The 26651-nt window shown below is 76.0% G+C and carries 24 protein-coding genes; 5 read left to right on the top strand and 19 right to left on the bottom strand.

Features of this window, described 5'->3' with window-relative positions; translation table 11 throughout:
* Positions 1–58 precede the first annotated feature (58 nt).
* Together Ae505Ps2_RS02825 and Ae505Ps2_RS02830 are read left to right on the top strand one after the other, a co-directional pair.
* Entirely contained in the window at positions 59–1651 is a 1593-nt protein-coding gene (locus tag Ae505Ps2_RS02825) for an alkaline phosphatase D family protein (protein WP_233147663.1), read from the top strand.
* A 17-nt stretch (positions 1652–1668) separates the two neighbouring features.
* The gene (locus Ae505Ps2_RS02830; RefSeq protein ID WP_083695280.1) at positions 1669–2580 is read left to right on the top strand and encodes an aldo/keto reductase; all 912 of its coding nucleotides are present in this window, start codon (positions 1669–1671) and stop codon (positions 2578–2580) included.
* On the opposite strand, the gene rimI is transcribed toward Ae505Ps2_RS02830, so the two are convergent.
* From rimI to glmS, 8 genes are all read right to left on the bottom strand, one after another.
* The gene (rimI, locus tag Ae505Ps2_RS02835) at positions 2559–3050 is read right to left on the bottom strand and encodes a ribosomal protein S18-alanine N-acetyltransferase (protein WP_075553388.1); all 492 of its coding nucleotides are present in this window, start codon (positions 3048–3050) and stop codon (positions 2559–2561) included. The genes Ae505Ps2_RS02830 and rimI overlap by 22 nt on opposite strands.
* Positions 3047–3769 carry a tRNA (adenosine(37)-N6)-threonylcarbamoyltransferase complex dimerization subunit type 1 TsaB gene (gene tsaB / locus Ae505Ps2_RS02840; RefSeq protein ID WP_075310192.1) on the bottom strand — a complete coding sequence of 241 codons (723 nt, stop codon included), beginning with the start codon at positions 3767–3769 and terminating at the stop codon, positions 3047–3049. Before tsaB ends, rimI begins: the two co-directional genes overlap by 4 nt.
* Positions 3770–3779: 10 nt before the next feature.
* Positions 3780–4256, bottom strand: a complete 477-nt coding sequence (tsaE, locus tag Ae505Ps2_RS02845; protein ID WP_075310190.1) for a tRNA (adenosine(37)-N6)-threonylcarbamoyltransferase complex ATPase subunit type 1 TsaE — start codon at positions 4254–4256, stop codon at positions 3780–3782.
* Positions 4253–5506 (bottom strand): alpha/beta hydrolase, encoded by a 1254-nt coding sequence (locus tag Ae505Ps2_RS02850; protein WP_075310188.1) that lies wholly within the window; start codon positions 5504–5506, stop codon positions 4253–4255. The genes tsaE and Ae505Ps2_RS02850 overlap by 4 nt, the downstream gene beginning before the upstream one ends.
* Positions 5503–6627, bottom strand: a complete 1125-nt coding sequence (alr, locus tag Ae505Ps2_RS02855; protein ID WP_075312782.1) for an alanine racemase — start codon at positions 6625–6627, stop codon at positions 5503–5505. The genes Ae505Ps2_RS02850 and alr overlap by 4 nt, the downstream gene beginning before the upstream one ends.
* Positions 6628–6773: 146 nt before the next feature.
* Positions 6774–8198, bottom strand: a complete 1425-nt coding sequence (argG, locus tag Ae505Ps2_RS02860; RefSeq protein ID WP_075310186.1) for an argininosuccinate synthase — start codon at positions 8196–8198, stop codon at positions 6774–6776.
* A 51-nt stretch (positions 8199–8249) separates the two neighbouring features.
* Positions 8250–9788 (bottom strand): NAD(P)H-hydrate dehydratase, encoded by a 1539-nt coding sequence (locus tag Ae505Ps2_RS02865; RefSeq protein ID WP_075553389.1) that lies wholly within the window; start codon positions 9786–9788, stop codon positions 8250–8252.
* Positions 9789–9875: 87 nt separating this feature from the next.
* Positions 9876–11735, bottom strand: coding sequence for a glutamine--fructose-6-phosphate transaminase (isomerizing) (gene glmS, locus Ae505Ps2_RS02870; protein WP_075310182.1), 1860 nt, complete (start codon positions 11733–11735; stop codon positions 9876–9878).
* Between the two features lie 117 nt (positions 11736–11852).
* Here glmS and Ae505Ps2_RS02875 point away from each other — a divergent pair, with 117 nt between their 5' ends.
* A complete protein-coding gene (locus tag Ae505Ps2_RS02875) occupies positions 11853–12743 on the top strand; it encodes a dienelactone hydrolase family protein (protein WP_249265211.1) in 891 nt (296 codons plus the stop codon).
* Positions 12744–12891: 148 nt separating this feature from the next.
* On the opposite strand, the gene Ae505Ps2_RS02880 is transcribed toward Ae505Ps2_RS02875, so the two are convergent.
* Positions 12892–14007, bottom strand: coding sequence for an alcohol dehydrogenase catalytic domain-containing protein (locus Ae505Ps2_RS02880; RefSeq protein ID WP_084786189.1), 1116 nt, complete (start codon positions 14005–14007; stop codon positions 12892–12894).
* Between the two features lie 27 nt (positions 14008–14034).
* Positions 14035–15390, bottom strand: a complete 1356-nt coding sequence (gene shiA / locus Ae505Ps2_RS02885; RefSeq protein ID WP_020624596.1) for a shikimate transporter — start codon at positions 15388–15390, stop codon at positions 14035–14037.
* A 150-nt stretch (positions 15391–15540) separates the two neighbouring features.
* Here shiA and Ae505Ps2_RS02890 point away from each other — a divergent pair, with 150 nt between their 5' ends.
* The gene (locus Ae505Ps2_RS02890) at positions 15541–16329 is read left to right on the top strand and encodes an IclR family transcriptional regulator C-terminal domain-containing protein (protein WP_020624595.1); all 789 of its coding nucleotides are present in this window, start codon (positions 15541–15543) and stop codon (positions 16327–16329) included.
* 15 nt (positions 16330–16344) lie between these two features.
* On the opposite strand, the gene Ae505Ps2_RS02895 is transcribed toward Ae505Ps2_RS02890, so the two are convergent.
* From Ae505Ps2_RS02895 to eccCa, 9 genes are all read right to left on the bottom strand, one after another.
* The gene (locus tag Ae505Ps2_RS02895; protein WP_075333887.1) at positions 16345–16674 is read right to left on the bottom strand and encodes a hypothetical protein; all 330 of its coding nucleotides are present in this window, start codon (positions 16672–16674) and stop codon (positions 16345–16347) included.
* Complete coding sequence (locus Ae505Ps2_RS02900; protein ID WP_075553391.1) at positions 16668–16949, bottom strand: hypothetical protein; 282 nt, start codon at positions 16947–16949, stop codon at positions 16668–16670. Before Ae505Ps2_RS02900 ends, Ae505Ps2_RS02895 begins: the two co-directional genes overlap by 7 nt.
* A 146-nt stretch (positions 16950–17095) precedes the next feature.
* Positions 17096–18433, bottom strand: a complete 1338-nt coding sequence (gene glmM / locus Ae505Ps2_RS02905) for a phosphoglucosamine mutase (RefSeq protein ID WP_075310174.1) — start codon at positions 18431–18433, stop codon at positions 17096–17098.
* 11 nt (positions 18434–18444) lie between these two features.
* Positions 18445–19011 (bottom strand): 30S ribosomal protein S9, encoded by a 567-nt coding sequence (rpsI, locus tag Ae505Ps2_RS02910; RefSeq protein WP_073576859.1) that lies wholly within the window; start codon positions 19009–19011, stop codon positions 18445–18447.
* A gap of 29 nt (positions 19012–19040) precedes the next feature.
* The gene (rplM, locus tag Ae505Ps2_RS02915) at positions 19041–19484 is read right to left on the bottom strand and encodes a 50S ribosomal protein L13 (RefSeq protein WP_020622762.1); all 444 of its coding nucleotides are present in this window, start codon (positions 19482–19484) and stop codon (positions 19041–19043) included.
* A gap of 234 nt (positions 19485–19718) precedes the next feature.
* Positions 19719–20009, bottom strand: coding sequence for a WXG100 family type VII secretion target (locus tag Ae505Ps2_RS02920; RefSeq protein WP_075312780.1), 291 nt, complete (start codon positions 20007–20009; stop codon positions 19719–19721).
* Positions 20010–20023: 14 nt separating this feature from the next.
* Entirely contained in the window at positions 20024–20326 is a 303-nt protein-coding gene (locus Ae505Ps2_RS02925; RefSeq protein ID WP_075310172.1) for a WXG100 family type VII secretion target, read from the bottom strand.
* 156 nt (positions 20327–20482) lie between these two features.
* Positions 20483–21922: a type VII secretion-associated protein gene (locus Ae505Ps2_RS02930; protein ID WP_075553392.1), complete on the bottom strand. Its 1440-nt coding sequence runs from the start codon at positions 21920–21922 to the stop codon at positions 20483–20485.
* Positions 21919–25785 carry a type VII secretion protein EccCa gene (gene eccCa, locus Ae505Ps2_RS02935; RefSeq protein ID WP_075310168.1) on the bottom strand — a complete coding sequence of 1289 codons (3867 nt, stop codon included), beginning with the start codon at positions 25783–25785 and terminating at the stop codon, positions 21919–21921. Before eccCa ends, Ae505Ps2_RS02930 begins: the two co-directional genes overlap by 4 nt.
* A 118-nt stretch (positions 25786–25903) precedes the next feature.
* On the opposite strand from eccCa, the gene Ae505Ps2_RS32410 reads away from it, so the two are divergent.
* Positions 25904–26651: EsaB/YukD family protein (locus Ae505Ps2_RS32410; RefSeq protein ID WP_212567605.1), on the top strand; the 748-nt coding region annotated here is incomplete at its 3' end.

Below are 26651 nucleotides of genomic sequence, written 5' to 3' on the forward strand. Positions count from 1 at the left end.
ACGTCCTCGTCGCCGGGCCGCCGGGTGTCACTCGATCGGGAACGTTGCACTGCACATCGTGGTCACCTCCCGCCGTTCGCTGCTGCGCGCCGGACTCACCGCCGCCGCCGTCACCGCCGCCGCACCCCTGCTGCCGGGCGCCGCCGTCGCGGCGCCCGGGCCCGCACCGGCCCGGCCGCCCGGCGACCCGTTCGGTCTCGGCGTCGCCTCCGGGGAACCCGACGCGACCTCGGTCGTGCTGTGGACCCGGCTCGCCACCGACCCCCTCGCCGACGACGGCCTGGGCGGTGTCGGGAACCGCGCCACCGACGTCGAGTGGGAGATCGCCGACGACGAGCGCTTCACCCGCGTCGTGCGTCGCGGCCGGGTCCGCACCGGGCCGGAGGCGGGCCACAGCGTGCACGTCGAGGTGCCGGGCCTGCGCCCGGGCCGCGACTACCACTACCGCTTCCGCGTGGGCCGCACCGTCTCCGACGCGGGCCGCACCCGGACCGCGCCCCCGCCGGCCTCGATGACGCCGGTGCACATGGCCTTCACCTCCTGCTCCCAGTTCGAGCACGGCTGGTTCACCGCGTACCGGCGGATGGCCGAGGAGCGCCCGGACGTCCTGCTGCACCTGGGCGACTACATCTACGAGTACCCGGCGAAGGACTACGTCGCGCCCGGCGGGAACGTGCGCGACCACGCCAGCCCGGAGACGACGACGCTGGCCGGCTACCGGCAGCGCCTGGCCCAGTACCACGCCGACGCCGACCTGCAGGCCGCCCACGCGGCCGCGCCCTGGCTGGTCGTGTTCGACGACCACGAGGTCGAGAACAACTGGGCCGGCGACGTCCGGGAGCTGCCGATCGACCCACCCGGCGACTTCACCGCCCGCAAGGCCGCCGCGTTCCGCGCGTACTGGGAGAACATGCCGCTGCGCGCCGCCCAGCGCCCCCGCGGCGCGGCCATGCGGCTGTACCGGCGCGTCGGCTACGGCGGGCTGGTCACCTTCCACATGCTCGACACCCGTCAGTACCGCGGCGACCAGCCCTGCGGCGACACCTTCCGCAGTGACTGCGCAGAACGCACCGACCCGGCCCGCTCGCTGCCCGGCTCGGCACAGGAACACTGGATCGCCGACGGCTTCGCCCGCTCCCGCGCCCGCTGGGACGTGCTCGGCCAGCAGGTGTTCTTCTCCCAGGTCGACTACACCCCGGGCGCCGGGCGCGGCTTCAACCCGGACGCGTGGGACGGCTACCCCGGCTCGCGCGACCGCGTCGTCGACTCCTGGGTCGCGGCCACGCAGCGCGGCCGGGCCCGCAACCTCGTGGTGCTCACCGGTGACGTGCACGCGCACTGGGGGGCCGACGTCAAGCGTCGCTTCGACGACCCCGCCTCGCCGGTGGTCGGCACCGAGCTGGTGTCCAGCTCGATCACCTCGGGCGGTGACGGCTCGGAGAAGCAGAACGGTTCCGACACCGTCCTCGCCGAGAACCCGCACATCCGGTTCCACAACAACCGCCGCGGCTACGTCAGCACCCGGTTCACCGCGGACCGGATGGAGGCCGAGTTCAAGGTGGTGCCGTTCGTGAAGCAGCCGGGCGCCCCGGTGCAGACGCGCGGACGGTTCGTGACCGAGGACCGGCGGCCCGGCCTGCGGCCCGTCTGAGGAGTAGGTTCGGCGACGTGGCTGACCTGGTTCTCGGCGCGAACGTGTTCGGCTGGACGGCGGACAGGGAGACCTCCTTCGCCGTCCTCGACGCCTTCGTCGCCGCCGGCGGACGGATGATCGACACCGCGGACTCCTACATGTGGCGCGCACCGGGGAACTCCGGCGGCGAGTCCGAGACGATCCTCGGCGAGTGGATGGCAGCCCGCGGCAACCGCGACGCGCTGCACCTCGCGACGAAGGTCGGCGCGCTGCCCGGCCGGGAGGGTCTGTCGGCGGAGAACATCGCGGCGGCGGCGCGGGACTCGCTGCGCCGCCTGGGCACCGACCGGATCGACCTGTACTACGCCCACCGCGACGACGAGGCGACCGCGCAGGAGGAGACCCTCGACGCGTTCGACGCACTGGTCCGCGAGGGGCTGGTCCGCGAGATCGGCGCGTCGAACTTCAGCCCGGAGCGGCTGCGGTCGGCGCTGGAGATCTCCGCGCGCGACGGGCTGACCGCGTTCAGCGCCATCCAGCCGCACTACAACCTCATGGAGCGCGACGACTTCGAGGCGGGCCTGGCCCCGCTCGCCGAGTCGGAGAAGCTGGCCGTCCACCCCTACTTCGGGCTGGCCAAGGGCTTTCTCACCGGCAAGTACCGGCCGGACTCCCCCGCGCCGGAGGGCCCGCGGGCCGAGGGCGCGGCGGCGTACCTGGACTCCCGCGGCCGCGCCGTGCTGGCCGGGCTCGACGAGATCTCCGCCGGCTACGGCGTGCCGGTCCCGGCGATCGCGCTGACCTGGCTGGCCGCACAGCCCGCGGTGACCGCGCCGATCGCGAGCGCGCGGAATCCCGAGCAGCTGGAGCAGCTGCTGCCGATGCTCACCCTGGAGCTGACCGAGGACGAGCTGCGCCTGCTGTCCTACCTGTCCGCGACGTCCTGAGCGGGCGTGCGCACGCGGTCGCGGCGCATCGTGTAGGCGTCGGCCATCGACGGCCGGTAGTAGCGCTTGCGCACCCCGACGACGGTGAACCCGGCGCTCTCGTAGAGGGCCCGGGCCGGCTCGTTGTCGGTGCGGACCTCCAGGAACACCGTGGCCGCCAGCTCGTCGGCGACGGCGAGCAGCCCGTTCAGCAGGGCGCGGCCGATGCCGTGGCCCTGCCAGGCCGGATCGACGCCGATGGTGTGCACCTCCGCCTCGGCCATCGGCGGCCCGGCGACGACGGCGAGCCCGGCGTAGCCGACCAGCTCGTCCCCGGCCCGGGCGGCGAGGTAGAGCTGCCCGGAGGTCACGGCGGCGCGGAAGGCCTGCGCGGTCCACGGGTCGTCCCCGGGGAACAGGATCTGCTCCAGCTCCGCGCAGCGCCGGGCGTCGGACCGGTACAGCGGGCCCAGCGCGACGGTGGCGTTCATGCGGTGACGCGCTTGCGCCCGGTCGGTTCGACGGCGTCCGGGCGGCGCAGGTAGAGGGGCTCGACCGGGGCGGGGGCCCGGCCGGCGAGCAGGTCCGCCGCGGCGACGCCGACCAGCCCCTCGACGGTCGGGGCGCCGGGGCCGCCGATGTCGCGACCGAGCCGGTCGGCGAACGCCGGATCACCGATCACGGTGCCGATCGCCAGCTCGTCCAGGCGCGCGGCCAGCGCCTCCGGGGCCTCGACCGCGGGACCGGACAGCCTGCGGACCGAGTGGGCGTCGGCGGGGTCGGAGGCGTCGTAGGCGGCCCAGTAGACCTCCCTGCGCCGGGCGTCGGTGACGACCAGGAGGTTCCCGCCGGTGTGCAGCCCCCAGGCAGTGTCGATGTGCGTTCCGCCTGCGCTCCACGCGATCGCATCGTGGGTGACGACACCGTGCACGGGCACGTCGAGGGCGTGGCCGAGCGCGGCGGCCGAGGCGATCCCGACCCGCAGCCCGGTGAACGGGCCCGGTCCGGCGCCGACGACCAGCGCCTCGACCTCGGTGAGCGCACGGCCCGCCTCGGCGCACAGCGCGCGGACCGCGGGCATCAGCAGCTCGCCGTGCCGGCGGCCGTCGTGCGCGCGGGCGGCGACGGTCACCGGCGCGGCGTCGGGGCGGAGGTCGACGAGACCGGCGGTGACGACGGTCGTCGCGGTGTCGAGGGCCAGTACCAGCACGCCCGCGAGCCTACGGACGCGCGGTACGGCGCAGCGTCGCGACCCGGGTGTCGTCGTCGCGGCGCTCCAGGGCGATCGTCACCGCGGACCCGGCGAGCCGCTCCGCGACCCCGACGCCCCATTCGACGGCGACGACCGCGCGGTCCAGCTCGGTGTCGAGGTCGAGGTCGTCCAGCTCGGCCGCCACGTCCACGTCCCCGTCGGGACCGCCCAGCCGGTAGGCGTCGACGTGCACCAGCGCCGGGCCGTCGCCCGCGGAGGGGTGCTCACGGGCGATCACGAACGTCGGCGAGGCCACCGTGCCGGTCACCCCGAGCCCGCGGGCCAGGCCGCGGACCAGGGCGGTCTTGCCCGCGCCGAGCGGACCGGCCAGGAGCACCACGTCGCCGGCGACCAGCTCGCGGCCGACCGTCTCGCCGAAGGACTCGGTGTCGGCGACGGTCGGCAGCTCCGCGACGACGGCGTCCGCGCCGGGAGCGGGGATCACGGCCGGTCCTTCTTCCGGGACCGCCCGGCCCTGGCCGGGACGCGGCTGCCCCGGCGGACCCGGCCCGCGCTGCGCAGCAGTCCCTGCAGGGCGCTGCCGCCCGCCGCGGCCTGGTCGTCCTCGGTCGCGTCGGTGACCTGCGGCGGCCGCTTGGCCCGCAGTTCGCCGCCCGCGGTGCGCTCGGTGGTGCGGGCGATCAGCCCGTCCAGCTCGGCGTCGACGACCTCGGGCTGCTCCAGCATCGGCATGTGCCCGACCCCGGGCAGCCGCACGAGCCGTGCGGTCGGGATCGCCTCGGCGATGACCTCGCTGTGCCGCCACGGGATGATCCGGTCGCCGTCGCCCGCCAGGACGAGCACCTCGCAGCCGGACAGGCCGGGCAGCGCCGCGAGCCGGTCGTGGGTGCCGAGGGTGTCGACGAAGTCGGTGAGCGCGCCGACGGCGTTCGAGTCGATCATCGTGTCGACGAGGTCGACCATCCGCGGGTCGACCTGGCGGTCGCCGTAGGCGAAGCGCTTGGTGAACATCCAGATGATGTCGCCCAGCGCGCGCCGGCCCGTCTCGACCAGGCCGGGCTGCCACGCGGCGAGCCCACCGAGGGTCCGGATGATCGGGTTGCGCCGGGACAGGAACGTCCCCGGCAGCCCCGAGGACGCCATCTCCCCCGCCGAGGTCGACACCAGCGCCACCCCGGCGACGCGCTCGTGGAACAGCTCGGGGTGCTGCTCGGCCAGCGCCATCACGGTCATGCCGCCCATCGAGTGCGACACCAGCACCAGTGGCCCCTCGGGAGCCAGCGAGCGGATCACCGCGTCGAGGTCGCGGCCGAGCTGGTCGATCGTGCAGGAGTCCGCGGGCGCCCGCTCGGAGCGGCCGTGGCTGCGCTGGTCGTAGAGCACCATCCGCACCGACGGGCCGGTCAGCCCGGCCAGGTGCGGCCGCTGCTCCTGCCAGGTGCGCCGGTCGAGGGCGAACCCGTGCACGAGCACGACGGTCAGCGCGGGCTCCGAGCCGTCGGCCGGCGCGACCACCTCGCAGGCGATGCGGATGCCGTCGTCGGCCATCACCGACATCTCCTCGCCGACGGTGCCCGGCGGCGTCTCGGCGTGCGCGGACATCTCGGTGGCCAGGCTGCGGCGGGTGGCGGCGATCTTGCGTCGCTGCGCGGCGACACCGACCCCGGCCGCGGCGCCCGCCGCGCCGACCACACCGCCCGCGATCCCGGCGACGGTCCATCCCCTGCGGCTCATGCGACTCCCCCGCGCCCGTCGGTCACCGTGCGGCGGACCCGCCCCCGGACGCCCGTGACGATCTCGTAGTGGATGGTGCCCAGCTCGTCGGCCCACTCGCGGGCGGTCGGGCCGCCCTCGGTGCCGGTGCCGAACAGCTCGACCGGGTCGCCGATCGCGACCGGCAGCGTCCCCGGCCGACCGCAGTCGACGACGAACTGGTCCATGCAGACCCGCCCGGCGACCGGCCGGACGGTGCCGCCGATGCGCACGCGCATCCGACCGCCGTCGTTGAGGCGGCGCGGGACGCCGTCGGCGTAGCCCAGCGGCACCAGTGCCAGCGTGCGGGGCTCGCGGGCGACCCACTCGTGGCCGTAGGACACGCCCTCGCCCGGCTCGACGGTCTTGGTGAGCGCGACCCGGCCGCGCAGCGTCATCGCCGGGCGCAGCGGGCTGTCGGCGGGGTCGGCGATCGGGTCGAGGCCGTAGACGGCGATCCCCGGCCGGACGACGTCGAGGTGCAGGTCGGGGCGGGTCATCAGGCCCGCGGAGTTGCACAGGTGCAGCTGCGGTGCGAACCCGCGGTCCCGGGCGAGCGCGGCGGCGGCGTGCAGCCGCGCGGCCTGGCTGTCGACGGCGGGCTGGCCCGGCTCGTCGGCGGCGGCGAGGTGCGACCAGACGGCCGCGACCTCGCAGGTGCCGTCGGCGACCCCGTCCGCGACGGCGTCGAGCAGGGCGGGCCACTCGCCGGGCGGGCAGCCGTTGCGCGACAGCCCGGTGTCGGCCTTGAGGTGCAGCCGGACCCTGCGGCCCGCGGCGCGGGCACCGGCCAGCACCGCGGCGAGGTGCTCACGGCCGGACACCGACAGCTCCACCCCGGCGGCGACGGCGGCGGCGAAGTTCTCGTCGGGCAGGTGCAGCCAGGACAGCAGCGGCGCGTCGACCCCCTCGGCACGCAGCGCGAGCGCCTCGTCCAGGGTGGCGACGCCGAGCCGGGTCGCCCCTGCCGAGAGCGCCGCCCGGGCGACGGCGGCGGCGCCGTGGCCGTAGCCGTCGGCCTTGACCACGACCATCGTCTCGGCGCCCGAGGCGAGACCGGACAGGTACCGGGTGTTGTGCCGGACGGCGTCGAGGTCGACCACCGCCTCGGCCGCCGGTGCGCCGGGGACGCGACCGTGGCCGGGCCCGTACGTGCGTCCGGGTCCCGGGCCGGGAGCGTGGTCGGTCGTGGGTGACACGGCCCCGATCATCGCATCCCGGCCCGACGGGGCCCGGTCCTGCGCCCGGCTCAGTCGTTCCCGGCCTCCATCGCGGCCCGGTCGAGGGACTCCTCTGCCTGCTCGGCGTCGGGGTCCGACGGCGTCGCGGTGATCTCCGCCGCACGCCCGGCCTCGACCTCGCCGACGAAGGTGCCGAACTCGCCGCCGAGCATCCCGGTGGCCGAGTACTGCTCCAGCTTGGCGCGGGAGTCGGCCAGGTCCAGGTTGCGCAGGGTGAGCTGGCCGATGCGGTCGCCCGGGGTGAACGGGGCGTCCTCGACGCGCTCCATCGACAGCCGGTCCTCGGCGTAGGCCAGGGCGGGGCCGCGGGTGTCGAGCACCGACCAGTCGTTGCCGCGGCGCAGCCGCAGGGTGACCGAGCCGGTGACCGCGTTGCCGACCCAGCGGGTCAGGGACTCGCGCAGCATCAGCGACTGCGGCTCCAACCAGCGGCCCTCGTAGAGCAGCCGGCCCAGGCGGCGGCCCTGCTCCTCGTAGGCCGACAGCGAGTCGTGGTTGTGGATCGCGGAGACCAGGCGCTCGTAGGTGACGAACAGCAGCGCCATCGCCGGGGCCTCGTAGATGCCCCGGCTCTTGGCCTCGATGATCCGGTTCTCGATCTGGTCGGTCATGCCCAGGCCGTGCCGGCCACCGATCCGGTTGGCCTCGGCGACCAGCGCGACCGGGTCGTCGTAGCGGACACCGTTGATCGCGACCGGGCGACCGGACTCCCACTCGACGGTGACGTCCTCGGTCTCGACCGTGACGGCCGGGTCCCAGAACCGCACGCCCATGATCGGCTCGACGATCTCGATCGAGGTGTCGAGGTGCTCCAGCTTCTTCGCCTCGTGGGTGGCGCCCCAGATGTTGGCGTCGGTCGAGTACGCCTTCTCCGCGGAGTCCCGGTAGGGCAGCTCGCGCTCCCCCAGCCAGGCGCTCATCTCCGCGCGGCCACCGAGCTGGTCGACGAACGCCTCGTCCAGCCACGGCTTGTAGATCCGCAGGGCCGGGTTGGCGAGCAGGCCGTAGCGGTAGAACCGCTCGATGTCGTTGCCCTTGAAGGTCGAGCCGTCGCCCCAGATGGAGACGCCGTCGTCGGCCATGGCGCGGACCAGCAGCGTGCCGGTGACGGCGCGGCCGATCGGGGTGGTGTTGAAGTAGGGCATCCCGCCGGCGCGGATGTGGAAGGCACCGCAGGCGATCGCGGCGATGCCCTCGTCGACCAGCGCGCGGCGGCAGTCGACGACGCGGGCGGCCTCGGCGCCGTACTCCAGCGCGCGCTCGCGGACGGCGACGAGGTCGGGCTCGTCGGGCTGTCCGAGGTCGGCGGTGTACGCGTAGGGGACCGCGCCGTTCTCGCGCATCCAGGCGACCGCGACGGAGGTGTCGAGGCCACCGGAGAAGGCGATGCCGACGCGCTCGCCGACGGGGAGGCTGGTCAGGATCTTCGGCACGCGCGGAACGCTAACAACCCGCTCCCGGCGCAGGTCCGCCGGTGTGCCGCTTCAGTACGGGGCTGCGGCCGCCCGCACCGCCCGCAGCGCGACCGGGATCGCCGCCTGCATCGCCGACGCCGGAGCCGGGACCGGCGGCAGGCCGTGCTCGCGGGCGGCCGCCGTCGCGGCGCGGGCGTGCACCAGCGTCGCGCAGCCCGCCGCCCACCACGGGTCGAGCCCGGCGGCGAGCAGCGCGCCGATCATGCCGGTGAGCACGTCGCCGGAGCCCGCGGTCGCGGCCCAGGAGTCCGCGGCGGGGTCGACCAGCACCCGTCCGTCCGGTGCGGCGACGACGGTCGCGTTCCCCTTCAGCAGCACCGTCACCCCGAGGTCGGCGGCGGCGCGGCGGGCGGCGCCGATCCGGTCGGGCCCGACCTCGCCCGCGATCCGGGCGAACTCCCCCGCGTGCGGGGTGAGCACGACGGGCTCGCCGTGGATCCGGTCCCGCAGGTGCGCGTGCTGTGCGAGCAGGGTGATCGCGTCGGCGTCGAGGCAGAGCGGCACCTCCCGGCCCAGTGCCTCCTCCAGCACGGCCAGGCCCTGCCCACCGGTGCCGAGCCCCGGCCCGACCGCCCAGGCCTGGGTGCGTCCGGCGTCGGTGATGTCCCCGGTGGCGACGATCTCCGGCCAGTGCCTGCGGACCTCGTCGGCGGCGGACCCGGCGAAGCGCACCATCCCGGAGGTGGCCAGGGCCGCGGCGCCCGCGGCGAGGACGGCGGCGCCCGGGTAGGTGGCCGACCCGGCCGCGATCCCGACGACGCCCTGGCTGTACTTGTCGTCGTCCGGCCCGGGGACGGGCCACCGGTCGCCGACGTCGGCGTCGGACAGCACCCGGGCGTGCGGCTCGACCCCCTCCAGGAAGGGCCCGAGCCCGAAGTCCACCAGCCGCACCGGCCCGCACAGCGGCGCGGCGAGGGCGTGCACCGGCTTGCGGGTGCCGAAGGTGACCGTCAGCGCGGCGCGCACGTGCGGCCCGTCGGTCGCCCCGGTGTCGCCGTCGACCCCGGAGGGCAGGTCGCAGGCCACGATCGGCACGCCGGCCCCGTCGGCGGCGGCGACCAGCTCCGGCGCCGGGTCGCGCAGCGCACCGCGCCCGGAGATCCCGACGATCCCGTCCACGACGACGTCGGCGCCGGCCACCAGCGCCCGCGCCGCGTCGAGCCCGCCGGCACCGGCGGCGACCGGGGTCCCCGCCCCGGTGCCCCCGGGGTCGGCGGCCGGGGCGGAGGGGGTCAGGGCCAGTACCCGCCCGCGGGCCCGGCGCAGCGCGGCCAGACCCTCCGGGTGCGCGCGGTCCGGGGCCAGCAGCACCGCGGTGACGTGCGCGCCCCGGCGGCGCAGCCCGGCGCCGGCCCACAGCGCGTCGCCGCCGTTGTCACCCGCCCCGATGAGCAGCACCACCCGGCGGCCGTAGGTGGAGCCGAGGAACTCGCCGACGTGGTGGGCGAGCCCGGCCGCGGCCCGGCGCATCAGCACCCCGTCGCCGACGGTGCGCATCATGGCCGCCTCGGCCGCCCGTACCTGGTCCGCGGTGTGGAGCGCGTGCATGGCCGCGAGGCTAGCGCCGGGCGCCCGTGTCCGACGGTCGTGGAGCGGGGCGCCCGCGTCGCGAGCGCTCCGCTCCCCGACCGGTGATCACTCGACGGTGACCGACTTCGCCAGGTTGCGGGGCTTGTCGACGTCGTAGCCGCGGGCCCGGGCGATCTCGGCCGCGATGACCTGCAGCGGGATCGTGGCGACCAGCGGCTGCAGCAGCGTCGGTACCGCGGGCAGCTCGAAGAGGTGGTCGGCGAAGGGCCGCACCGTCTCGTCGCCGGCCTCGGCGAGCACCACGGTGCGGGCACCGCGCGCCTTGATCTCCTGGATGTTGGACAGCAGCTTGGAGTGCAGCACCGCGCGCCCCTTCGGCGACGGCATCACCACCACGACCGGCAGCCCGTCCTCGATCAGCGCGATCGGGCCGTGCTTGAGCTCGCCGGCGGCGAACGCCTCGGCGTGCATGTAGGCGAGCTCCTTGAGCTTGAGCGCGCCCTCCAGCGCCACCGGGTAGCCGACGTGCCGCCCCAGGAACAGCACCGCCTTCGACGGCGCCAGCTCCTGCCCGAGCGCGCGGGCCTCGCCGAGGGACTCCAGCACCTGGGCGACGGCCGCCGGGATGGCCTCCAGCTCCTCGAACTCGCGGACCACCTCGTCCGGGTACTTGGTGCCGCGCGCCTGCGCCAGGGCCAGGCCGACCAGGTAGTTCGCCGCGACCTGGGCGGTGAACGTCTTCGTCGCGGCGACGCCGATCTCCGGGCCCGCGTGGGTGTAGATCACCGCGTCGGACTCGCGCGGGATCTGTGCCCCGTTGGTGTTGCAGATGGCCAGCACCCTGGCCTTCTGCTCCTTGGCGTGGCGCAGCGCCTCCAGGGTGTCCGCGGTCTCGCCGGACTGGGAGATCGCGACGACCAGCGTCGAGCGGTCCAGCACCGGGTCGCGGTAGCGGAACTCACTGGCCAGCTCGATCTCGACCGGGATCCGGGTCCAGTGCTCGATCGCGTACTTCGCGAGCAGACCGGAGTGGTAGGCGGTGCCGCAGGCGACGACGAAGACCTTGTCGACGTCGCGCAGCTCCTGGTCGGTGAGCCGCTGCTCGTCGAGCACGATGCGCCCGTCGACCAGGTGGCCGCGCAGGGTGTCGGCGATCGCGGTCGGCTGCTCCTCGATCTCCTTGAGCATGAAGTAGTCGTGACCGCCCTTCTCGGCGGCCGCGAGGTCCCAGGTCACCTCGAACGGGTTGACCGCCACGGGCTCCCCGACGAAGTCGGTGACCTCGTAGCCGTCCCGGGTGATCGTGACGACCTGGTCCTGGCCGAGCTCGACCGCGGAGCGGGTGAACTCGATGAACGCCGCGACGTCGGAGGCCAGGAACGTCTCGCCGTCGCCGATGCCGAGCACCAGCGGGGAGTTGCGGCGGGCGGCGACGATCCGGTCCGGCTCGTCGGCGTGGGTCACGACGAGGGTGAACGCGCCCTCCAGCCGCCGCGCGACGGCGCGCACCGAGGCCGGGAGGTCCCCGGCGGTGTCACCGTGGGCGTAGGCGAGCGCGACCAGGTGCGCGGCGGTCTCGGTGTCGGTGTCGGACTCCGCCCAGATGTCCTGCGCCTCCAGCTCGGCCCGCAACTCCAGGAAGTTCTCGATGATGCCGTTGTGGACGACCGCGAGCCTGCCGTCGCTGCTGCGGTGCGGGTGGGCGTTGCGGTCGGTGGGCGGGCCGTGCGTCGCCCACCGCGTGTGCCCGATGCCCGAGGTCCCGGTGAACCGGTCCCGCCCGATCTCGTCGAGGCGTGCCTCCAGGTTGGCCAGGGCGCCCGCCTTGCGCTCGACCAGCAGCTCACCGCCGTCCGGCAGCGCGACGCCGGCGGAGTCGTAACCGCGGTACTCCAGTCGTCGCAGGCCGCCGAGGACGACGCCGAGTGCGGACCGATGACCGACGTAACCGACGATGCCACACATAAGGCTGAGCGTATCGACGCCCGGTTGCCGATCTTCGGGCGACGGGTGCGACCGGCGCCACGCCGGGCGCCCGTGCGAGGCGGGCACGCGGTGACCTGCACCGGTACGGTGCCGTCCGTGGCCCGGACCAGCGTGACCCGCCCCCCGTCGACGAAGGGGGCCAAGGACGCCCTCGGTGTGCTGTCGCGTCCGGGGCCGAACCCGGTGAAGTACGGCGACCTGGGGCTGATCGGCCTGCCGGGCATCGTCTACACCCCCGCGGAGGGCTACCAGCTGCCCGCCGTGGTCGTCGGGCACGCGTGGCTGCAGCCCGCGCATCGCTACCACGAGCTGCTGCGACACCTCGCGACCTGGGGGTTCGTCGCCGCCGCGCCGAACACCCAGCGCGGCCCGGTCCCGAGCATCGCCCAGTTCGCCTCGGACCTGAACACCGTCCTGGACGTGTGCGTCGGTGTCCGGCTCGGCGACGGTCACGTCAGCGTCGACGCCCGCAAGACCGCCCTGGTCGGGCACGGCACCGGGGGCGGCGCGGCCGTCCTCGCCGCGGCCCGGCGCGAGCGCCTCGGCGCGCTGGTGACCCTCGCCGCGTCGGAGGTGAAGCCGTCCGCGATCGAGGCGGCCGCCGCGGTGACCGTCCCGACGCTGCACCTGGCCGCCGCGGTCGACTCGCTGGCCCCGATGGAGGGACACGCGCAGCGGATCGCCACCCCCCAGCACGAGGCCGGCACCGACGTGACGCTGCGCGAGATCGAGAAGGCCGGGCACCTCGGGTTCTGCGAGGGCAGGCACTGGACGAGCTTCCTGCTGCAGAACCGCCCGCAGCACCGGACCCGGAAGATCACCCGGGCACTGGTGACCGCGTTCCTCATGCAGGAGCTGCAGAACGAGAAGCGCGTGTCCTCCCTGACCTCGGGGAACGTGCCCGGGGCCCCGCTGGTGGACCTCACCCCGCAGCCCGACGACGAGCAGGACCAGCAGCCGTCCGGGCTCCTCGGCATCGGCCGCTGACCCCTCCGCCCCGCGCCCGCACAGGTCCGCCGACACAGGGATCCGCCGCCCGCGCGGAGATCCGCACCTCGCGCGGTGATCCGCCGCCCGCGCGCGTCCGGACGCGCGCGGGGCGCGGATCAGCGCGCGGACACGTCCCGGCGGCGGCTCAGGGCGCCAGCCAGACCTTCCGGTCGGCGGTGGCGACGGCGTCGAACGCGGCGGCGGCCCGGTCCGGCGCGAACGGCTCGGGCTCCATGAGCCCCACCAGGGCGTCGGCGACGGCGGGCAGGTCCGCGAGCGCACCGGCGAAGTCGCCGGGGTGGTCGTAGATCAGCGACCCGGTGACGGTCACCTGCCGCTGCACCAGGTCGTGTGTGTTCACCGGTGACTCGCCGTCGTGCTGCCCGATGAGCAGCAACGTCCCGGCCCGGTCGACCGCGGCGACGGCCGTCGGCCAGGCGGCGGGGGCGCCGGAGGTCTCGAACACCGTCCCGAACACCTCGCCGGGGACGAGCTCCTCGGCGCCGAGATCCACCGCGCGCCGCCGGCGCCCGTCGTGCGGCTCGGCGACGACCGGGACGTGCCCGGCCGCGAGCAGGCTCAGGCACAGCAGGGTGCCCTGGCTGCCCGCCCCGACGACCAGGCAGCGCGATCCCGGTTCCGGTGCGGCCCGGCGGAGCGCGGCCCGGGTCACCACCCACGGCTCCACGCAGGCGACGACCCGTTCGGCCGTCGCCGGGTCGAGCCCGGCCGGCAGGGCGTGGGCGTACCCGGCCGGGACGGCGACGAGTCCGGCGAGCAGGCCCGGCGCGTTCACCCCGAGGCTGCGCCGGTCCGGGCAGGCCGACGTGCGGCCCGCGACGCAGAACCGGCAGCGTCCGCAGGCGAGGTTCGGCTCGACCACGACGATCTCGCCGACCCGGCCCGGGTCGACGCCCGCGCCGACGGCGACCACCCGTCCGCCGCCCTCGTGCCCGACCGTCCACGGCAGCTCCGGGACCGGCCGGGCGCCGCTGCGGACGGCCAGGTCGGTGCCGCACAGCCCGACCGCCGTGACCCGCACGAGGACCTCGCCCGGCCCGGGCTCCGGCGCCGCGACCGGAACGACGTCGAGACGGCCGGGAGCGGTGTCGAGGCCACCGGAGCCGGTGTCGGCGCGGCCGGAGCCGGTATCGGTGCGACCCGAGCCGGTACCGGTGCGACCGGTGTCGACGCGGGCGAGGCCGGTGAGCCGCACGGCCACGGTGGTGGCGGGGGCGGGGGCGGTGGAGGTGGTCGACATGAGGGTCTCCCGGGTCGTCGGGTGCGGTCAGGAACGCGAGGCCACCGGGGTGGCCGGTGCCTCCTCGCTCTCGGCGTGGGGTGCGTAGCTCATGAAGGACGCGACGAGCAGCGAGATCAGGCAGCCGCCGCAGAGGTAGGCCGCGACCAGGTACCAGCTGCCGCCGCCGACCGCGACCAGCGCCGTCGCGATGAACGGGGTGAACCCGCCGCCGACCACGCTGGCGAGCTGGTAGCCCAGGCCCGCGCCGCTGTTGCGGTGCCGGGCGCCGAACATCTCGGTGAACAGCGGCTGCTGCACGCTGACGATCGCGTCGTGGCCGATGTTGACCAGCAGCACGGCGCACAGCACCAGCAGCACCGCCGAGCCCTGCTCCATCGCGACGAAGAACGGCACTGACGCGAGTACCGCGACGACGGCGCCGACCAGGTAGACGGGGCGGCGTCCGTAGCGGTCGGACAGCCAGCCGAACAGCGGGATGGTGATGATCCCGAGCCCGCCGACGAGCAGCCCGACACCGAGCATGAAGCCACGGGTGAAGCCGTACTGCTCGGTGGCGTAGGCCAGCGCGAACGTCACGACGATGTACATGGTCAGCAGCTCGGCCAGACGCAGCGCGACGATCTTGACGAAGGCGCCGGGGTGGCGGCGCAGGGCCTCCAGCACCGGCAGCTTCTGCTTCTCGACGGGCTCGGCGGCCTGCGCGGCGGCAGCCTTCTTGAACGTCTCGGACTCGTCGACGCCGGACCGGATCCACAGCCCGACCAGCGTCAGCAGCAGGCCGAAGAAGAACGGGATGCGCCATCCCCAGGTCTCGAAGGCGGTCTCGCTCATGACCGCGACCAGGATCGCGACGAAGCCGTTCACCATCAGCAGCGCGACCGAGTAGCCGACCTGCACACCGCTGGAGTACAGCGCCTTCCACCGCTTCGGGGCGTGCTCGACGGCGAGCAGCGCGGCGCTGGCCCACTCCCCGCCGACAGCGAGGCCCTGCACGCAGCGCAGCGCGACGAGCAGGACCGGGGCCAGGTAGCCGACCTGGTCGAAGGTCGGCAGCAGGCCGATCGCCGCCGTCGTCATGCCCATGATCGCGATCGTCCAGACCAGGGTGCGCTTGCGGCCGATCCGGTCGCCGAGGTGGCCGAACACGATCCCGCCGAGCGGGCGGAACAGGAACCCGATGCCGAAGGTCGCGAACGCGGCCAGCGCGCCGGCGGTGGGGCTCTCGCTCGGGAAGAACAGCGGGCCGAAGACGAGTGCGGCGACGACCCCGTAGAGGAGGAAGTCGTACCACTCGACGACGGCGCCGACGAACGAGCCGGCAGCGGCACGCCGTGCTCCGGCCGGTGCGCCCGGCGGCTGGGCTGATGACACCTGTGTCATGACCTTCTCCTGTACGCGTCCTTGCGTTGTGCGCTGTGCGCACACTCGTGTGCTGTGCGCACAGCCGTACGGCGCGCCGAGCACTGGTCGCAAGACCGGGGCGCTTCCGGCCCGCCGGTAGGGTCGGGCGTCCGACGGGAGAGGGGTCCGATGACGGCGGAGCCGGCCGGCCAGGAACGCCACTTCGTGCGGGCGGTGGAGCGGGCGTTCCGGGTGGTCCGCGCGTTCGGGCCGGACACGCCGTCGATGACGCTGAGCGAGGTCGCGTCCCGCACCGACCTGGACCGGGCGACGGCCCGGCGGCTGCTGCTGACGCTCGTCGACCTCGGCTACGCGCGCCGCTCCGGGCGGGACCGCTTCGAGCTGACGCCGCGGGTGCTGGAGCTCGGCTACGCCTACCTGTCCGGACTGTCGCTGGTCGACGTCGCGCTGCCACACCTGCAGGCGATGTCCTACGAGCTGCGGGAGACCGCGTCGCTCACCGAGCTCGACGGGCCGGACGTCGTGTACCTGGCCCTGGCGCAGAGCTCCCGGTTGAGCGGGCTGCGCATCACCGTCGGCACCCGGTACGAGGCGTGGGCGACGTCGATGGGCCGGGTGCTGCTGGCCGGCCTGCCCGACGACGAGCTCGACGCGCACCTGGCGTCGGTGACGGTGCAGCGGCGCACCGACCACACGGTGCGCGACGTGGCGGCCCTGCGCGAGGCGGTCGTCGCCGCGCGGGAGCAGGGCTGGGCGCTGGTGGAACGGGAGCTCGAGGACGGCCTGCGGGGGATCGCCGCGCCGGTGCGGAACCGGTCGGGGCGGGTGATCGCCGCGGTCAACGTGTCCACCCACGTCGGCGTGGCCTCGCGGGAGGAGCTGACCGGGCGGCACCTGCCGCGCCTGCTGGAGGCCGCCGCGGGGATCGAGGCGGACCTGGTGGCCTCGGATCTCTGAGGCCGTTCCGCCTGCTCACCGCTCGTACGGGCCGGCGAGCGAGGGGGCCACAGGACCGCGGCGGTCGGTGACGCGCGTCCCGGTGAGACCGGGCAGCCGCATGCCGGGGACGGCGTCCTCCGCCCGGGTCGCGTCGCGCGCGGCCTCGTCGGCCAGCCGGCCCACCTCGCGCCCGACGAGGTCGAGCCGGGCCGTCACCGCCTCCCCGGCCGGGTCGTCCCACGCGGCGGCGACGGCGGCGCGGATCCCGGCGAGCAGACCAGCGGTGTCGTCGAGCCGGTCCACCAGCGCCCGCAGGGCCGTGGCCTGGTCCGCGGCGCCGGCGTCCGGGCCGCCGGTCAGCACGGTCGCGCCCCGCCGGGGCCGGGCCCGTGCCGGGGGTCGGGGGCGTCCCGGAACGCGGTGGCCGCGGCGGTGTCCGCCACCCGGGCGGTGGCCGCGGCGCGCCGGACCGCGTCGGCCAGCGACGCCAGCTCGTCCGCGACCCGCCGCAGCCGGACCGCGCGGTCCCCGTCACCGGGGCCGGTCGCGGGGGCCTCGGTCAGCCCGGCAGCCAGGTCCGCCAGCCCGCGGGCCGCGCGGTCGAGCGCATCGGGGTCCCGCCGCACGTCCGGTCGCATCGCCCCAGCATGGCGACGGGCCCGCGCCGGCGGGCCCGGACGCGCGGATCCGGTTCGCCATCGCGAACCGGAGTCGCGGCAGGCCGGCCGGACGACGTCGGGGCCGCCACCCGGTGTGGGTGACGGCCCCGATCGGCGTGCGTCGGTCAGCGCGCGGCGGCGACGATCTCGGCCAGCCGGCCCGCGACAGCATCGGCCTCGTCCTCGCTGGGCGCCTCGACCATCACGCGGACGAGCTGCTCGGTGCCCGACGGGCGCAGCAGCACCCGGCCGGTGTCGCCCAGCTCCGCCTCGGCCTTCGCGACGGCCTCGGCCACGTCCGCCGACGCGGCGACCGCGTCCTTGTCCGCGACGGGCACGTTGCGCAGCACCTGCGGCAGCACCGTGACCACCGAGGCCAGCTCGGCCAGCGGGGTGCCGGTCTGCGCGACCCGCGACATCAGCCGCAGGGCGGTGAGCAGACCGTCGCCGGTCGTGGCGTGGCCCGGCAGCACCACGTGCCCGGACTGCTCGCCGCCGAGGGTGAACCCGCCCTCGCGCAGCCGTTCCAGCACGTAGCGGTCGCCGACCTTGGTGGTGTCCAGGGTGATCCCGGCCTCGCGCATGGCGATGTGCAGGCCCAGGTTGCTCATCACCGTGGCGACGAGCGTGTCGTGCGCGAGCTCGCCGGCCTCGCGCATGGCGAGTGCCAGCACCGCCATGATCCGGTCACCGTCGACGACCGCCCCGGTCGCGTCGACGGCCAGGCAGCGGTCGGCGTCACCGTCGTGGGCAATGCCGAGATCGGCGCCGTGCTCCAGGACCGCGGACCGCAGCAGGTCCAGGTGGGTGGACCCGACGCCGTCGTTGATGTTGAGACCGTCCGGCTCGGCGTGCAGCGCGATCACGTCGGCGCCCGCCTGCCGGTAGGCCTCCGGCGCGGCCAGCGCCGCGGCGCCGTGTGCGCAGTCGACGACCACGCGCAGCCCGGACAGCGAGCCCGGTGCGGCGGACAGCAGGTGCGCGACGTAGACGTCGGTGGCGTCCGGCGCGTCCCAGACCCGGCCGATGCCGTCACCGGTCGGTCGGGCACCGAGACCCTCGGCGAACTGCTGCTCGATCGCGTCCTCGACGTCGTCGGGCAGCTTGTGACCGCCCGCGGCGAAGAGCTTGATGCCGTTGTCGGGCATCGGGTTGTGCGACGCGGAGATCATCACGCCGAGGTCGGCGCCGGTCTCGGCGACCAGGTGCGCGACGCCCGGGGTCGGCAGCACGCCGACCCGGATCGCGTCCGCGCCGGCCGAGGTGAGCCCGGCGACGACCGCGGCCTCGAGCATCTCGCCGCTCGCGCGGGGGTCGCGTCCGACGACCGCGAGGGGCCGGCGGCCGGAGCCGTTCGAGAGCGTGCGGGCGGCCGAGGCACAGACACCAACGGCGAACTCCGGAGTGAGGAGTTCGCCGTTGGCCAGGCCCCGGACGCCGTCGGTTCCGAAGAGACGAGGCATCCGGTGTGCGATCAGCGCTTGGAGTACTGGGGCGCCTTACGGGCCTTCTTGAGGCCGTACTTCTTGCGCTCGACGGCGCGGGCGTCACGGGTCAGCCAGCCGGCCTTCTTCAGCGGCGGGCGGTCCTCGGAGTCCAGCTCGACCAGCGCACGGGCGATCGCCAGACGCAGAGCGCCGGCCTGACCCGCGGTGCCGCCACCCTTGAGGTTGGCGAAGATGTCGAAGCGCTCGGTCTTCTCGACGAGGACGAGCGGCTCCTTCACGATCTGCTGGTGCAGCTTGTTCGGGAAGTACACCTCGAGCGGCTTGCCGTTCAGGGTGAACCCGCCGGTGCCCGGCAGCAGCCGGACGCGGACGACGGCCTCCTTGCGGCGGCCGACGGTCTGGACCGGGCGGTCGCCCAGCACGGGGGCCTCGGCGGCGAACTCGTCGGCGTCGAAGTCGGCGGCGTCACCGATGGTGTAGTCGACGTCGGCGACCTCGGTCTCGGTGGCCTCGGTCTCGGTCGCCTCGGCGGCCGCACCCTCGGTCTCGACCGCGTCGACGACCTCGTCGGGTCCGTTCTCGGGGCTGGTCACGGGCTGTCCCTCTTCGTTGCTCGGGGTGGTCACTGGCTGACCTGCTTGATCTCGAACGGCTGCGGCTTCTGGGCCTCGTGCGGGTGCGCCGGGCCGGCGTAGACCTTCAGCTTCTTGGCCATGGCGCGGCCGAGGCGGTTCTTCGGCAGCATGCCCTTGATCGCCTTCTCGACGAGGCGGTCGGGCTGGCTGTCGATCATCTCGCCGACGGAGCGCTGGCGGAGGCCACCCGGGAAGCCGGAGTGGCGGTAGACGAACTTGTCGGCCCGCTTGTTGCCGGACACCGAGATCTTCTCCGCGTTCACGATGACCACGAAGTCGCCGTTGTCGACGTGCGGGGCGTAGGTCGGCTTGTGCTTCCCGCGCAGCAGCGTGGCAGCGTGGGTGGCGAGCCGACCGAGGCGCACGTCCTCGGCGTCGATCACGTGCCAGGCGTGCTGGATGTCGCCGGGCTTGGGGCTGTACGTGGGCACGGATCTACCTCGTCGTCGTTCTCGGCTGGTGGGCCGTCCGCACGGGTTCCGGCCCACTCTCTAGTCTCTGGTTCCTCAGCGTGCTGCTGGTGGACGCCGGAGGGACGCTCGATCCCGCCGCTGTCGCCGGAGGACGGCGCCCGCGGGTCTCCACCGCTGCACAACGAGAGCCAAGGGTACCCGCCGGTTCCGGGGGCGGACGCAAGGGGGTCGTCCGGGCCCCCGGACCGGGGGTCAGGCGAACCGGGCCCGGTTCGCCTGCTCGGTGTCGCGGTAGTTCTGACCGGCCTGGCCGACCAGCTTCCCGATGGTGCCCAGGGTGGTGGTCAGCTCGGCCGCCGAGGTGTCCCACTTCTGCTGCGACGCCTGGTAGGTGCTGGCCGCGTCACCGGTCCAGGTCCCGACCATCGGCGCCAGGTAGCGCCGCAGGTCCTCGAGCTGGGAGTTGATGCGCGCGGTCGTCGCGACGGTGTCGGCCGACGCCCGCTCGAGCGCGCTGAAGGTGACCTTGATCTCGGATCCCACGATGTAGCTCCCCCTCACCCGAGCACCGACGTGATGGCGGTGCGGTTCTGGTCCTCCTGCTGCTGGTACGTCGTCGCCGTGCCGCCGAGCTGCTCACCAATCGCGCCGAGCGCCTCGTTCAGCCGCCGTGCCTCGGTGTCCCACTTGGCCATCAGCTGGGCGAACGCCGTCGCCGCGCTGCCGGACCACTGCCCCTGCAGCGGCCCCAGCTGGCTGCGCAGGCGGGCGAGCTCGCCGTTGACGGCGTCGCTCACCGCCCGCACCTGGCCCGCCGCGCGCACCATCTCCTCGGTCGTCGTACCGAACCCGTCGGCCATGGACCCCACCTCGTCCCCGTCCCGTCGCCCGGCCGGTCGGGTGTCCGGCGACCAGGCCCGGGGACGCGGTGTCCCCGGCCCGCGCACAGTGGCAGGGCGGCCGGGCCGCCGTGGCCGAACGGCGCGGACCGTTCGCGACCGGGAACGCCGCCCGGGTCACCGCACCCGGTGCAGCGAGGCGACGACCTCGGCGCAGGCGGGCGCGACCGGGGCGCCGGCGGGCCTGCGGCACCCGGCGACGAGCTGGTCGGAGCCGTCGAACACGACGTGCCAGTCGACGACGGTCCCGTCGCCGGGGTCCTCGCTCCACCGCAGGACCGGCCGCCCGCCGACCGTCGCGCTCGCCGGGCCCTCCCCGCCGACGAGTGCGGCGAGCTCGCGACGGGCACGGTCGGGCTCGCGTCCGGCGTCGTAGCCCAGCGGGCTGCGCTCCAGCACGAGCAGGTCGGCACCGTCGGGGCTGCCGACCGGGGTGAGCAGCACCCGTCGACGCTGCGGGTCACCGCCAGTGTGCTCCCAGCCGATGGGCAGGGTGGCGGCGTAGCCGTACTGGACGACCGTCGCCCCGGCCGGTGGCGCCGGGTGCGGGCCCGCCAGGAGCAGCCCGGCGCCGAGCAGGACCGCGCCCAGCACACCGGCGACGACGATCGCCGCCCGGGCCCGGTCCGGGCCGTCCGCGAGCGGGGTGGCGGGGACGGGTGCCCCGGCCGGTCCCGGCTCCGCCGGGCCCGCTCCCGCGCCGGGGTCACCGGGCCAGGGGGCGGCGCGGCCGGCGCCCTGGCCGGGGCCGGGGTCGGGGTCGGCACCGGAGGCCGGACCGAGCTCGGTGCCCGGCCCTGAGCCCGGCCAGGTGTCCGGCCCGGTGTCGGTGGACACACCGGCCCCGAGCACGGCCGCACCGACCACCGCCGCCGCCTCCGGCCCCCAGGGCTCGCCGCCGGCGGGACGCAGCCCGGCGACACGCACCGGGCAGGGCAGCACCGGGCGGGGCAGCCGGGCCCCGGCACGATCCGCGGGCCGCGCCGGGTCCCGGCCGTCCGCGCACCCGGCCGCCTCGGGGCCCGGCCCACGGTCGTCCCCCCGACGGTCCGGGCAGGCACCGGACCCGGCGCGCCGATCCGGGGCGTCCGCCACGAGGAGCGAGCCGACCGTCCCCGCGACCACGACCAGCTTCGCACCGGTCGCCCGCACGAGCGCCGCGAGACCCGCCGGGTCAGCGAGGTCCGAGAGGTCAGCGAGGTCCGACAGGTCGGTGCCCGGCTCCCCCACCGGCTCCGGCACCCCGTCGCGTACGAGGGTCGCGCCGTCGTCGTCGACGACCAGGACCGGCCCGTCCGGCAGCTCCGGTTCGGCCGCGAGCACCGCGACCGCGGCCGGGACCACCAGCACCCGCGGACCTCCGGGGAAGGCACCGCCCGCCGTCGTCCCGACCCGGACGACGACGCCGGGCGGATCGTCGCCGAAGAAGTCCGCGACGGCCGTCGCCGGGGGTGTGCCGGGTGGGGCCGCGGCGACCAGGCGCAGCCCGCCGGCGTCGGCGGCGGCGAGCAGCACCGCGTCGCGGCGGTCGTGCACGGCGACCGCGACGCCGCTCACCCCGGCTCGGTCCAGGCCAGCTGCACCCGGCGTGCCCCGGCCCGCCGGTCGACCAGCACGGCCCGTCCCGGCGGCATCGGCCCGGGGCGGACCTTCTCCAGCAGCGCACCCTCGTCGGGGCTGCCGGAGCCGACCAGGCCGGGGGCGCCGAGCTCGCGCAGCCGCCCGAGTACCGGGTCGAACAGCGCCCGCCCGGCGCCGCCGGTGCGCCGCGCGAGGACGACGTGCAGCCCGACGTCGCGGGCCTGCGGCAGGTACTCGGCGAGCGCGAGCAGCGGGTGCGTCCCGGTCGATCCGGCCGCGGGGACGACGAGGTCGTAGTCGTCGACGAGCAGCCACACGTCCGGTCCGCTCCACCAGGACCGTTCCCGCAGCTGGGCCGGGGTGACGTCCGGACCGGGCAGCCGCCGTCCGAGGGAGCCCGCGATCTCGGCGCAGGCGTCGGTGGTGGCCTGCGCGGTGGAGGTGTGCGCGAGCAGGTGGCTCTGCGGGATCCCGCCGAGCAGCGTCCGCCGGTGGTCGACGACGACGATCCGCGCCCGGTCCGGCGTCCACCGCGCGGCGATGCCGTGGGCGAGGGTCCGCAGCAGCGTCGTCTTTCCGCCGCCGGAGTCGGCGAAGCAGAGCAGGTGCGGCTCGTCCGGGTCGAGCTCGACGGTGGCGAGCCGGTCCTCGTCGACGCCGAACGCGGGCCCGCGGCCCGGTCCGGGCGGGAGCTCGGCGACCTCGATCCGGGCGGGCAGCAGCCGCACCGGGCCGACCGACGGGCCGTCCCAGGCGTCGTCGATCGCCCGGGCGGGGTCGGTGCCGGGGACCAGGCAGGGCGCGGCGAGGACGGTGGCCTCGCCGTCGGCGGACAGGCCGTGCCCGGGCAGCGCCGGCACGGCGGCGGCACGACGCCGGTCCACCTCGGAGTCCGACGGGTCGCCCAGCCGCAGCTCGACCCGGCTGCCGAGCTGGTCCTTGAGCGCCGGCCGGATCTCGGCCCAGCGGGCCGCGGACAGCGCGAGGTGCACGCCGTAGGCGAGCCCGCGGGCGGCGAGCGCGGTCAGCTTCTCGTCCAGGTCCTCGAACCCGGCGCGCAGCGCCGCGTAGCCGTCGACGACCAGCAGCAGGTCGGTGGCGGGCACCTCGGCGAAGCCGCCCGCGGCGCGCCGGGCCCGGAACTCCTCGATCCCGGCGACGCCGTGCGCGGCGAACAGCTGCTCGCGCTCGTCGACGGCGGCGACGGTCTCGGCCACCACCCGGCGCACCAGGTCGGTGCCGCGACGGTCGGCGACGGTCCCGACGTGCGGCAGCCCGGCCAGCGGGGCCAGGGTCCCGCCGCCCAGGTCGAGCACGTGCACGCCCAGCTCGGCCGGGGTGTGGGTGAGCGCGAGCGCGGTGACGACGGTGCGCAGCGCGGTCGACTTCCCCGACCGCGGCCCTCCGACGACGGCCAGGTGCCCGGCCGCGCCGGACAGGTCCAGCACCAGCGGGTCGCGCCGCTGGGCGTAGGGCCGGTCGACCAGACCGATCGGCGCGGCGAGCCGTCCCACCGGCCCCGGCGCGCACAGCCCCCGCCCGGTCCGGACCAGCGGGTCGCCCAGCACCACCGGCAGCGGCGGCGGCTCCGCGAGCGGCGGCAGCCACACCCGGTGCGCGCATGGGCCGGGCCCGGACACCGCCTCGGCGATGCGGTCGAGAACGGTGCCGGTGGGTGCCGGCTCGGGGTCCGGCGCCGGGAGCTGCGCCGAGGCGGGCAGCGCCACCGGGCCCGCGCGGAACGGCAGCGCGACCCGCGGCGCCCCCGGGGCCCGCCGGCGCGCGAGGCGCGGGGTGTCCGGGCCGGAGACGTAGGCGGCCCGGAAGCGCACGAGCTCGTCGGTGCCCGCGGACAGGTACGCGGCGCCGGGCGTCGGTGGGAGCAGGTGCGCGTCGGGCACGCCCAGCACCGCGCGGGACTCCGCGGCGGAGAACGTGCGCAGCGCGATCCGGTAGGACAGGTGCGACTCCAGGCCGCGCAGCCGGCCCTCCTCCAGGCGCTGCGAGGCCAGCAGCAGATGGATCCCGAGGGAACGGCCGAGCCGGCCGATCGTCACCATCAGGTCGATCATCTCCGGCCGCTGGGCGAGCAGCTCGGAGAACTCGTCCACGACGACCAGCAGCGACGGCAGCGGGTCCAGCGGCGCCCCGTCCCGACGCAGCGCGTCGTGCTCGGCCAGCGACGACAGGTTCCCCGCGGCGCGCAGCACCTCCTGGCGACGGGTGATCTCCCCGGCGAGCGCGTCGGCCATCCGGTCGACCAGGGTCAGCTCCTCGGCCAGGTTGGTGATCACCGCGGAGGTGTGCGGCAGCCCGGCGAGCCCGAGGAACGTCGCGCCGCCCTTGAAGTCGACGAGCACCAGGTTGAGCTCCTCGGCCGTGTGCGTCGCGACCAGCCCGAGGACCAGCGTGCGCAGCAGCTCGCTCTTGCCGGAGCCGGTCGCGCCGATGCACAGCCCGTGCGGCCCCGCACCGCCCTGTGCGGACTCCTTGAGGTCGAGCAGCACCGGTCGGCCGCCGCCGTCGGTGCCCAGCGGGACCCGCAGCCGCTCCGCGGGGCCCCGTCGCGATCGCAGCACCGCGACGCCGCCGGAGTCCGTCGTGGACAGACCGAGCAGCGACGGCAGCCCGGCCGCCGAACTGTCCACACCGGACGCAACGACGTCGGCGGTGCCGTCCGGGCGGTAGCGCGCGAGCCGCCGCGCCAGCGCCAGTGCCTCGGCGACGACGAGCCCGTCGGGGACACCGACCTCCCGGCCGCCCGGCCCGCCCCGGCGCAGCGTGCGCACGCCGTCGGGCCCGGTGCCGGCGGCCAGGCGCAGCACCGACGCCGCGGGCCTGCGCCCGCCCGCGGGCCCCAGCCGCAGCACCGTGACGCCGGGCAGCCCGGCCCAGGCACCGGGGGTGTCGGCCGCACCGTCCAGCACGACGAGCAGGTGTTGCTGGGCCGCGGACGGCTCGTCCACCCACCAGCGCCGCACTCGGTCCGGGTCGTCGGTGATCATCCGGACCGGCCCGACGGCGTCGGTGCGCCGCGGGTGCGCCACGTGCGGCAGCCACTTCGCCCACTCCCAGCGCGCGGCCGCACCCCCCGGTGCGACGACGGCGAGCCGCGCGTCGTCGGGGCCGTGCCAGGTGACGTACTGGGCGACCAGGGCCCTGGCGAGGTCGAGCACCGGTGCGGCGTCCGGGTCCGGCTCGAGCCAGATCGTCGCCGACGCGCGGGTGTCGACGGCCACCGGGAGATCGTCCACCGTGGACCAACGGCGCAGGAACCGGCGCAGTGCCAGTGCGGACAGCGGTTCGAGTGTCTCCATCGGACCGGTGTGCGGCGCGGTGAGCCGGGTGGCGAGCCGCTGGGTGCCGCGCCCGGCGCGCAGGCGGCCGAAGTCGTCGTCGCCGGGGCGGCGCTCCCACAGCCGGTCCGCGGCGAGCACGTCCGGCCAGGCTGCCGGGTCGGGGTGCACGGTCTCCAGCGCGTGCCGCTGCTCGGCGGCGATCGCGCGGGCCCGCCCGCCCAGGACGTCGAGGTAACGCAGGTAGTCGCGGCGGTCCTCGTCCATCGTCGCGGTGCGTGCTCCGGCGCCGCGGCCGCCGCCGGCCAGCATGCCCAGCGCGGACAACGCGAACATCCCGCCGAACAGCCACGTGCTCGTGTCCCCGCGCCCCAGCACGACGAACAGCAGCGCCCCGCCGACCATCGCCAGCGGCAGCAGCCGTTGCACGAGGCCGCCGGGGACCGGGCGCTCCGGCTCGGGCGGCGGTTCGAGCACCAGCTCGCCGCCGGGCAGCTCGGGCACCGAGCGCCGCGGACGTCGCACCCCGACGGTTCCCGCCATCGCCTTCCTCCCGTTCACGGTTCTCCCGAACGCCCACGGCGGCACCGGGACCGTCGGATACTCGCAGCCGCCCCGGGCCCGCCGGGGCCGTTCGGAGAGATCCGTCAGGGAGCCGCTCGTGACCTCCGTCCTGCCCGTACCGGCCGCGACCGATCCCGGCGACCCGACGTCCGCCGCCACGTCCGGGCCCGTGCCCGGCCGCTGGACCCGGGTCGGGGTGCACACCCCACGCGGACGCCTCGACGTGGCGCTGCCTGCCGACGTCGCCGTCGCCGAGCTGGTCCCGATGGTGCGTGAGCTGCTGGGCCGCGCCACCGCGGACACCCCGCAGGCGTGGCGGTTCACCGGGCCCGCGGGCGGACCGCTGCCCGCGGCCGCCACCCTCGACGAGCTCGGCGTCCGCGAGGGCGAGCTGCTGCACCTGGGCCCGCCGCGCCCGGCGCCGGCGCCGCCCGTCCTCGACGACGCCGCCGAGACCGTCGCCGGCGCGGTGCGCGAGGCGGCCGACGCCGCCGGGACGGCGCGCTGGTCCGGCACCGCCGCGGCGGTCCTGGCGACGGCCGCCGCGGGCGCCGTGCTGTCCACCGTGGACGGACCGTGGCGGCCGTGGGCGTGCGCACTCGCCGCCGTGGGCGCCGTCGGTGCGCTGGTGGTCGCCCACCGCGGCCGCCACGACGACCGGCTCGCCACCGCCGCCGCACTCTGCGCGGTTCCCGCCGCGGCGACGGCCGGGCTCACCGCGCTGCCCGGGCCGGCCGGGGCGGGGGCGCTGCTGCTCGCCGCGGCCGGGGCCGGACTGGCCGCCGCCGCGGGCCAGGCGATCGCCCGGGCGGTGTCCCCGGTCCTGCTCGCGGTGGCCCTGGCCG

The organism is Pseudonocardia sp. Ae505_Ps2, assembly GCF_001932425.1.
Taxonomy (GTDB): Bacteria; Actinomycetota; Actinomycetes; order Mycobacteriales; family Pseudonocardiaceae; genus Pseudonocardia.